This is a genomic window from Nocardia halotolerans (genome assembly GCF_042650145.1).
Lineage (GTDB): Bacteria > Actinomycetota > Actinomycetes > Mycobacteriales > Mycobacteriaceae > Nocardia > Nocardia halotolerans.
In genome coordinates this window covers 23,041-32,126 of record NZ_JBHSDL010000010.1, presented here as the reverse complement: position 1 = coordinate 32,126, position 9,086 = coordinate 23,041, and the positions used below count along the sequence as shown (strand labels likewise).

Annotated in this window: 7 protein-coding genes; 3 read left to right on the top strand and 4 right to left on the bottom strand. The window is 69.7% G+C overall.

Annotation, left to right across the window (positions count from 1 at the left end; all coding sequences use genetic code 11):
- Window positions 1-207: 207 nt before the first annotated feature.
- From bioD to ACFO5K_RS09935, 4 genes are all read right to left on the bottom strand, one after another.
- Window positions 208-888: a dethiobiotin synthase gene (gene bioD, locus ACFO5K_RS09950; RefSeq protein WP_378559437.1), complete on the bottom strand. Its 681-nt coding sequence runs from the start codon at window positions 886-888 to the stop codon at window positions 208-210.
- Complete coding sequence (locus ACFO5K_RS09945; protein ID WP_378559434.1) at window positions 885-2,078, bottom strand: 8-amino-7-oxononanoate synthase; 1,194 nt, start codon at window positions 2,076-2,078, stop codon at window positions 885-887. The genes bioD and ACFO5K_RS09945 overlap by 4 nt, the downstream gene beginning before the upstream one ends.
- A complete protein-coding gene (locus ACFO5K_RS09940) occupies window positions 2,075-3,352 on the bottom strand; it encodes an adenosylmethionine--8-amino-7-oxononanoate transaminase (protein ID WP_378559431.1) in 1,278 nt (425 codons plus the stop codon). The genes ACFO5K_RS09945 and ACFO5K_RS09940 overlap by 4 nt, the downstream gene beginning before the upstream one ends.
- A gap of 61 nt (window positions 3,353-3,413) precedes the next feature.
- The gene (locus ACFO5K_RS09935; protein WP_378559428.1) at window positions 3,414-3,881 is read right to left on the bottom strand and encodes a MarR family winged helix-turn-helix transcriptional regulator; all 468 of its coding nucleotides are present in this window, start codon (window positions 3,879-3,881) and stop codon (window positions 3,414-3,416) included.
- A gap of 29 nt (window positions 3,882-3,910) precedes the next feature.
- On the opposite strand from ACFO5K_RS09935, the gene ACFO5K_RS09930 reads away from it, so the two are divergent.
- The 3 genes from ACFO5K_RS09930 to treY are packed head-to-tail and all read left to right on the top strand — an operon-like array spanning window position 3,911 to window position 9,054.
- The gene (locus ACFO5K_RS09930) at window positions 3,911-4,447 is read left to right on the top strand and encodes a cupin domain-containing protein (protein ID WP_378559425.1); all 537 of its coding nucleotides are present in this window, start codon (window positions 3,911-3,913) and stop codon (window positions 4,445-4,447) included.
- Window positions 4,448-4,504: 57 nt separating this feature from the next.
- Entirely contained in the window at window positions 4,505-6,625 is a 2,121-nt protein-coding gene (glgX, locus tag ACFO5K_RS09925) for a glycogen debranching protein GlgX (RefSeq protein ID WP_378559422.1), read from the top strand.
- An 8-nt stretch (window positions 6,626-6,633) separates the two neighbouring features.
- A complete protein-coding gene (gene treY, locus ACFO5K_RS09920) occupies window positions 6,634-9,054 on the top strand; it encodes a malto-oligosyltrehalose synthase (RefSeq protein WP_378559419.1) in 2,421 nt (806 codons plus the stop codon).
- The last annotated feature ends 32 nt before the right edge of the window (window positions 9,055-9,086 follow it).

Genomic DNA, 9,086 nt, shown 5'->3' with positions numbered 1-9,086 from the left:
GCAGGCTTCGGAAGGGCAAGGGTTCAAACTGTAGCTCAGGCCCCCACCGGGAAGCAAATCCCGCATGAAGTAACCCTGAACACATGATCAGTCAGGCGCTCAACATCCTACCTCGTTGTCCCGGTCACTGTGTGGCCGGGTCGGCGTCCGTGTCGCTCTGACTCGAATAAAGTTACGTGCCGACCAACACGAAGTCAAATCAGCTGGTCAGGCCAGGTTTTCGGCACCGAGGTCGGTGGTGAACCAGCTCGGCGCCGCAGCCGTGAATCGCGCACGCTCCCATTGACCCGCACCGGCGGGGATGGTGCCCACCACGGGGACGTCGGTGACCCGGGGCAGGTCGTCGCGATTGCAGTGCGCGGCCAGGTCCGGCTCCGCGGGCCAGGCACCGATCACCAGTCCGGCGCAGGGCACGCCGGCGGCGGCCAGGACGCGGGTGGTGAGTTCGCTGTGGTTGAGGGTGCCCAGCCCCGCGGCGGTGACCACGAGAACCGGGGCGCCGAGCTGCTGGGCGAGATCGAGCAGGGTGTGGTCGCCCATGCGCACCAGCAGTCCGCCCGCGCCTTCGACCAGGACCAGGTTCGCGTCGGTCAGGGTGCGGATGCCCGCGACGGTTTCGGTCAGGCTGAGCAGCGGCATGCCGGCGCGGCGAGCGGCCGTGTCGGGGGCGAGTGGCTCCGGGTAGCGGGCCAGTTCGAGGGTGCGGGTGACGCCGGACAGGCGGGTGACCTCGGCGAGGTCTCCGGGTTCGCCGGGGGCGATACCGGTCTGGGCCGGCTTGCAGACCGCGACGGTGCGGCCTGCGGCTCGCGCGGCGGCGGCCACTGCCGCGGTGACGACGGTTTTGCCGACGTCGGTGGAGGTGCCGCTGATCAGCAGGATGCTCATGCGCTGATTCTTTCCGTGCCGCGGGCGTCGGCGAGTACCTCGCTCAGCACCTCGGCGATGACGTCGAGTTCGGCGGTGGTGAGGTTGGCGCGCGCGGTCAGGCGCAGCCGGGAGGTTCCGGTCGGAACCGACGGCGGCCGGAAGCAGCCGACGTCGAGACCACGCGCCCGGCAGGTCTGGGCCGCGTCGAAGGCGAGCTGCGCTTCGCCGAGCACCACCGAGACGACCGCGGAGTCCGGTTCAGCGACGCCGGCGATGCGGGCGATGTCGGCGGCGCGGTCGAGGACTCGGGTCGCCATCGTGGGATCGCGGCGCAGCAGGCCCAGCGCCGCGCGGGCGGCGCCGACTGCGGCGGGAGCCAGTCCGGTGTCGAAGATGAAGGTGCGGGCGGCGTCGATGAGGTGGGCGCGGATCCGGGCGTCGGCCAGCACCACACCGCCCTGGGCGGCGAACGCCTTCGACAGGGTCGCGGTGATGACGATGTCGGGTTCGCCCGCCAAGCCCTGTTCGTGTACCAGGCCGCGGCCGCCGTCGCCGCGGACGCCGAGTCCGTGCGCTTCGTCGACGACGAGCACCGCACCGTGGGCGCGGCACGCCCGGTGCAGTTCGGTCAGCGGGGCGAGGTCGCCGTCGGCGCTGAACACCGAGTCGGTGAGCACCAGCGCGCGTTCCTCGGTGCGCTCGGCGAGCAGTCGCTCGACCGCGGCGACATCGCGGTGCGCGGCGATTTCGACGCGCGCTCTGGACAGCCGGCACGCGTCTACCAGCGAGGCGTGACTGCCCGCGTCCGAGACCACGAGGGCGCCGCGCCCGGCCAGTGCGGTCACCGCGCCCAGGTTGGCGGCGTAGCCGGAGGCGAACACCAACCCGCTCTGCGCGCCGACGAATTCGGCCAGTTCGGTTTCGAGCAGCGCGTGGTCGGCGGTGGTGCCGGTGACCAACCGCGAGCCGGTGGCGCCCGCGCCCCAGCGGCGTACGGCGGCGATGGCGCCCTCGATCACCTCCGGGTGGCGGACCAGGCCGAGGTAGTCGTTGGAGGCGAGGTCGATGGCGGGCGACTCGGGTTCGCGCACGCGCAGGTGCCTGCGCAGGCCGGCGTCGGTGCGTTCGGACGCGCGCTCGTCCAACCAGCTCAACGGGTCAGTGCTCACGGCAGCCGACGATACTTGAACGCCGTTCAGGTACGTCATCGGATCGACGCCCGCACTGCGGCCCGCACGGCACCGGTGATGGTGGCGATGTCGGCGGAGGTGCTGATGAAGGGCGGCATCGTGTAGACGAGGTTGCGGAACGGGCGCAGCCAGGCGCCCGCGGCGACGGCGGCATCGGTGGCGGCGCGCATGTCGACCGGTTCGGCCAGTTCGACGACGCCGATCGCGCCCAGCACCCGTACGTCCACGACGCCCGGCAGCTCGGCGATCGGGGCCAGGCCCGCGCGCAGTTCGGTGCTGATCCGGGCGACCTCACCACGCCAGTCCCGCGCCCGCAGCAATTCCAGCGAGGCGACCGCCACCGCGCAGGCCAGCGGGTTACCCATGAAAGTGGGCCCGTGCATGAGACCACCGTGCGCGGCGCTGATGGTCTCGGCGATCCGCGCGGTGCACAGCGCGGCGGCGAGGGTGAGATAGCCGCCGGTCAGCGCCTTGCCCACGCACATCACGTCCGGGGCGACGCCCGCGTGGTCGGCGGCGAACAGTTCGCCGGTGCGGCCGAATCCGGTGGCGATCTCGTCGAAGACGAGCAGCACGTCGTTGTCGTCGCAGATCCGGCGCAGCTCGGTGAGGTAGCGCGGGTCGTGCCAGCGCATGCCGCCCGCGCCCTGCACGACCGGTTCCACGATCACGGCGGCCAGCTCGTCGCGGTGGGTGGCGACGGCGCGTTCGAGGTCGGCGACGTAGCCGGTGTCGAAATCACGCGGCGGGGCGGGCACGAAGACCTGCTCGGTGAGGACGTCGGTCCACAGCGAGTGCATGCCGCCGTCGGGGTCGCACACGCTCATGGGAGTGAAGGTGTCGCCGTGGTAGCCGCCGCGCCAGGTGAGCAGGCGATGCTTGCCGGGTTGCGAGCGGGCGCGCCAGTACTGCAGGCACATCTTCGTGGCGACCTCCACCGAGACCGAGCCGGAATCGCAGAGGAAGACCTTCTCCAGGCCGGGCGGAGCGAGCTCCACGAGCAGTTGCGTCAGGCGGACGGCGGGCTCGTGGGTGAGCCCGCCGAACATCACGTGACTCATCCGCTGCGACTGCGCGAACAGGGCTTCGTCGAGCACCGGGTGGCGGTAGCCGTGCACCGCGGCCCACCACGAGCTCATCCCGTCGACCAGCTCGCGGCCGTCGGCGAGCGTGAGCCGGGTGCCCGACGCGCTCGCGACCACCAGCGGTTCGGTGGTCGCGGGGAAACCGCCGTAGGGATGCCAGACGTGTTCGGCATCGAGGGCGGTGATCTGCTCGGGGGTCAGGTCCACTGGAATCCTCGTCGTCGCCCGGTGCCGCCGGGAACGACGGCCTTGAACACCGTTCAAGTTATCACTCGCCGTCCTCGGCGCCACGCCCCTCGGGCAGATCGGCCACGAGTTCGGGGATGCGCGAGAGTGCCGCGCGGACCCGGTCGAGGGTGTTCGTGCCGAGTTCGGCCGTGAGCGCCCGCTCGATGCGGCCGATGTGGCGTGCGGCCAGCGCGACGGCGTCGCGGCCCGCCGCGGTGGCCACGATCAGCCGGGCGCGCTTGTCGGCCGGGTCGGGTGTGCGTTCGACATAGCCGCAGCGCGCCAGGTGGGTGACCAGCTCCCCCATCGACTGCTGGGTCATCCCGGCCGCGTCGGCGAGCGCGGTGACCCGGGAGCCCTCGGGCGCCAGGTGGCGGAACACGGCGTAGTGAGCAGGCCGCAACTCGGCGCCGAGGACGGCTCGCAAGGCGGTGTTCAGTTCGCGCTCATAGGCATCGGTGGCCTGGACCAGCAGTTTCAGCAGGGAGGCGGGTGCAACCGTTGACATGATGCAAAGGTTACCTTTATACCTGGGAGATGGCATCGGTTCTGCACTTCCGCAACGGTCACCGGGTGACCCTGCTCGATCGCGGCGCCGACGCGCAGGGCGCCTACCTGCGGCTCGAGCACGTACTGCCGCGCCCCGGCAGACAGGCGGGCCCGCACTGGCATCCCGAACTCAGCGAGACCTGGACGATCCGCGCCGGCCGGATGCGGTTCCGCATCGACGGCACCGACATCGTCGCCGGGCCGGGCGACACGGTGACGGCCCCGCCGCGTGCCGTGCACGAATTCTGGAACGACGCCGAGAACACGGTGGCCGAGCATCTGATCCGCCCACCGCTGCGGCACTGGGAAATGTTCGAGCTCTGGAGCGGACTCGACAATGCGGGCGCGACGACAGCGACCCGCCTCCCCCGCAACCCACTGGCACTCGGGCTGCTCTGGGAGTACCAGGACGGTTACCTGGCCGGCCCGCCCGCATGGCTGCAGCGGTGGGTTCTCGGTGGCCTGGCCGCGCTTGCCCGGCGCACCGGCTACGCCCGGCGGCTGCTCGCGACCGAGCGGGGGTGACGCAGCCCCCACCGCCATCGTGCGCGGTCGGAGGCCGGATTCCTCTACTGTCGTAGCATGTCCAGCCCGAACGACCGCTCCGGTGCGGTGACCCCACTGGGCGTGTGGCCGGGCACCGCCTACCCGCTGGGCGCGACCTATGACGGCGCGGGCACGAACTTCTCGGTGTTCTCCGAAGTGGCGACCGCGGTAGAGCTGTGCCTGATCGCCAAGGACGGGTCGCAGACACGGGTGCACCTCGACGAAGTCGACGGCTACGTCTGGCACGCCTACCTGCCCGCGGTGACACCGGGTCAGCGCTACGGCTTCCGCGTACACGGCCCCTACGAGCCCGAACTCGGGATGCGATGCGACCCGAGCAAATTGCTGCTCGACCCCTACGGGAAGGCCTTCGACGGCCGGTTCGTCAACGATCCCTCGCTCTACGCCTACGGGCTTGATTCGCTGGGCCACACCATGACCGGCGTGGTGATCAACCCGTTCTTCGACTGGGGCGACGACCGCCCGCCCAAACGGCCCTATCACGAGACGGTGATCTACGAAGCCCACGTCAAGGGCATGACGATGACGCATCCGGAGATCCCGACGGAGTTGCGTGGCACCTACGCGGGCCTGGCGCATCCGGCAATCATCGGGCACCTGAAGAAGCTGGGCGTCACCGCGATCGAGCTGATGCCGGTGCATCAGTTCTTCCACGATCACGTGCTCACCGATCAGGGACTGCGAAACTACTGGGGCTACAACAGCATCGGTTACCTCGCCCCGCACAACGAGTACTCGGCCCGCCCGCGCGGGGACGCGGCGGTCACCGAGTTCAAGGCGATGGTGCGGGCGATGCACGCCGAGGGCATCGAGGTGATTCTCGACGTGGTGTACAACCACACCGGCGAGGGCAATCACTGGGGACCCAACCTGAGTCTGCGTGGGATCGACAACGCCGCGTACTACCGGCTCGACGACGACGATCCGGCGCACTACAAGGACTACACCGGCACGGGCAACAGCCTCAATGTGCGGCATCCGCACACGCTGCAGCTGATCATGGACTCGCTGCGCTACTGGGTGGTGGACATGCACGTCGACGGGTTCCGGTTCGACCTCGCGGCCACGCTGGCGCGCGAACTGCACGACGTGGACCGTCTGTCGACCTTCTTCGATCTGGTGCACCAGGATCCGGTGGTGAGCCAGGTCAAGCTCATCGCCGAACCCTGGGATGTGGGCGAGGGCGGGTATCAGGTGGGCAACTTCCCCAGCCTGTGGACCGAATGGAACGGCAAGTACCGCGACACGGTGCGCGACTACTGGCGCGGCGAGCCGGCCACGCTCGGCGAGTTCGCCTACCGGCTCACCGGGTCCTCGGATCTCTACGAGCCGACCGGGCGGCGCCCGAGCGCCAGCATCAACTTCGTCACCGCCCACGACGGGTTCACGCTGCGAGACCTGGTGTCCTACAACGACAAACACAACGACGCCAACGGCGAGGACAATCGCGACGGCGAGCACCACAACCGGTCCTGGAACTGCGGAGCCGAAGGACCGACCGATGACCCCGAGATCCTCGCGCTGCGTGCACGCCAGCAACGCAACCTGCTCGCCACCCTGATCCTGAGCCAGGGCACCCCCATGCTCGCCCACGGCGACGAGATGGGACGCACCCAGCTCGGCAACAACAATGTGTACTGCCAGGATTCGCCGCTGGCCTGGATGGACTGGTCACTGGCTCAGCGCAATGCCGAGCTGATCGAGTTCACCAGTTCGGTGATCGCCCTGCGCACCGCGCACCCGATCTTCCGCAGGCGCCGATTCCTGGCCGCCGGACCCGGCGACGGGCACCGGCATCGACGCGAGATCGCCTGGTTCACCCCGGCCGGGGCCGAGATGACCACCGCCGACTGGCACAGCGGTTTCGGCAAGTCGCTGGCCGTGCTGCTCGACGGCGACGGGATCGCCGAACCGGGTCCGCGCGGCGAACGGATCAGCGACGATTCGTTTCTGCTGTGCTTCAATGCGCACGACGAAGCGATCGATTTCATCGTGCCCGGGCCGGAGTTCGGTACCGAATGGACTCTCGCGCTCGACTGTTCGACCCCGACCGGTGCCGCCGATGCCGTGTTCGCCGCGGCGACGGTGCTGCCCGTGCCCAGCCGTTGCCTGCTCGTACTGCGCCGAACCGACTGACCGAGACGATGACCGAGACCTACGTGACCGACCCGCTGACCCTGCTGCATCGCGCACCGATCCGGCCGAGCACGGTGCGCAGCACCTACCGGCTACAGCTGCGACCCGACGCACTCACCTTCGCCGATGCCCGTGCCATCGCCGAATACCTGCAGCAACTGGGGATTTCGCACCTGTATCTGTCGCCGATCCTCACCGCCGCGCACGGGTCGACACACGGCTACGACGTCACCGATCCGACCACGGTCTCGGCCGCGCTCGGCGGGCCCGCCGGACTCAAGGCGCTCTCCGACGAAGTGCGCAGTCGCGGAATGGGTCTGATCGTGGACCTGGTACCCAACCATGTCGGCGTGGGCGACCCGCAGCAGAATCCGTGGTGGTGGGACGTGCTGCGGTCGGGCCGTAACTCCAAGTACGCCAAGTACTTCGACATCGACTGGAGCCCGGGCAACGGTGCGGGCGGGCGCCTGGCGCTACCGGTGTTACAGAACGAGAACGATCCGGCCGCGCTCACCGTGGACCGTTCCGGGCCCGAACCGATGCTGGCGCTGCACGATCTGCGGTTCCCGATCGCGCCGGGCACAGATGGTGACCACGCGCTGCGCATCCACGACCGCCAGCACTACCGGTTGGTGAGCTGGAAGGCCGGAGTGTGCACCTACCGGCGGTTCTTCGCCGTCAACAGTTTGGCCGCGATCCGGCAGGAGGATCCGGAGGTCTTCGAGGCCACCCACCGGGAACTGGCCGCCTGGTGTGAGCACGATCTGATCGACGGTGTGCGCGTCGACCACCCCGACGGGCTCGCGCATCCGAGCGCGTACCTGACCCGGCTGCGCAGGTTGATCGGCCCGCAACGGCTGCTGCTGGTGGAGAAGATCCTGGCCAATCGCGAACCGCTCGACGCCACGCTGCCGGTGGACGGCACCACCGGCTACGACGCACTCGCCGATGTGGGCGGGGTACTGATCGACCCGGCCGGTGAGGCGGCGCTGACCGAGTTGTCCCAGCACGTCGCCGGGCACGGCAGCGATCGCGCCTGGTTCGGGGAGACCGAGCACCGGATCAAGCGGGCGGTGGCCGAGACCATTCTCGCGCCGGAGATCCGCCGGTTGGTCGCCGCGATCAAACGCGACGGCAACGCGGGCAGTTTCGACACCCTCGCCGTGAGCAACGCGACCATCGAGGTGCTGGCGTTCATGCCGGTGTACCGGGTGGACTACGCGCCGCTGGCCGGCATCACCGCCGCGGTGGTGGCCGAGGTGGAAAAGCGCAACGCCGAGTTGACCGCGCCGCTGTCGGTGCTGGTGACCGCGCTGGCGGTGGGCGGTGAGGCGGCGACGCGGTTCTCCCAGGTGTGTGGCGCGATCACCGCCAAGTCGGTCGAGGACACGATGTTCTATCAGGCCGCGCGCCTGGTGTCGTTGCAGGAGGTGGGTGGCAATCCCGCCCGTTTCGGCCACTCGGTCAACGACTTCCACTTGTCCAACAGTGAACGCTCGCAGCGCTGGCCCGCCACCATGACCACACTGTCGACCCACGACACCAAGCGCGGTGAGGACGTGCGAGCCCGGATCGGGGTGCTCTCGCAGGTGGCCGATGTGTGGTCCCAGCGGGTGCGCGGATGGCTCGAGACCACCCCCGCTCCCGACGGCGCGACCGCACTGTTCCTGTTGCAGAACATGTTCGGGGTGTGGCCCGCTGACGGCCGGCCCGCGTCCTCGGTGCCGGGTCTGCGTGATCGGCTGCATCTGTTCGCGGAGAAGTCGATTCGCGAGGCGGGGACCAAGACGTCGTGGGAGGAACCCGACGCGGCGTTCGAGTCGGCGGTGCACGGCTGGCTCGACGCGGTGATCGACGGCCCCGTCGGCACCGGCATCGGCGATCTGGCGCACGAGCTGGCCCCGCACGCCTGGTCGGACGCGGTGGCGCAGAAGCTGTTGCAGCTGTGCGGGCCGGGCGTCCCCGACCTCTATCAGGGCACCGAAGTGTGGGAGGACTCGCTGGTCGACCCGGACAACCGGCGTCCGGTGAACTTCGCCGTGCGCGCCGGGATGCTCCAATCCCTCACCGACACACCGGCACTGGACACCACCGGGGCGGCGAAGATGTGGGTGGTGGCCTATGCGCTGTGGTTGCGCCGGGAACGGCCGGAATGTTTCGTCGGCGGTATGTACCGGCCGCTGTACGCGGTCGGCGAGCACGCGCACCGGCTGGTCGCCTACGGTCGCGGACCGGCGGGGGAAGGCCCCGAGGTGATCGTGGCGGCCACCCGGCACTCGGTCGGACTCGGCCCCACCGGCTGGCTCGACACCGTTCTGCCGCTGCCGGAAGGCAATTGGACCGACCGGCTCACCGGGCGCGCCTTCGCGGGTCAGGCGCGGATGGACAAGCTGTTCACCCGCCTGCCGGTGGCCCTGTTGGTGCGCTGACACACCCGCCGAAGCGGGACCACCTCCGTGGT

Coding starts and splice junctions, on each gene's coding strand:
- bioD (WP_378559437.1), bottom strand. CDS start 888: ATGAGCATCCTGCTGATCAGCGGCACCTCCACCGACGTCGGCAAAACC.
- ACFO5K_RS09945 (WP_378559434.1), bottom strand. CDS start 2,078: ATGACGTACCTGAACGGCGTTCAAGTATCGTCGGCTGCCGTGAGCACT.
- ACFO5K_RS09935 (WP_378559428.1), bottom strand. CDS start 3,881: ATGTCAACGGTTGCACCCGCCTCCCTGCTGAAACTGCTGGTCCAGGCC.
- ACFO5K_RS09930 (WP_378559425.1), top strand. CDS start 3,911: ATGGCATCGGTTCTGCACTTCCGCAACGGTCACCGGGTGACCCTGCTC.
- glgX (WP_378559422.1), top strand. CDS start 4,505: ATGTCCAGCCCGAACGACCGCTCCGGTGCGGTGACCCCACTGGGCGTG.
- treY (WP_378559419.1), top strand. CDS start 6,634: ATGACCGAGACCTACGTGACCGACCCGCTGACCCTGCTGCATCGCGCA.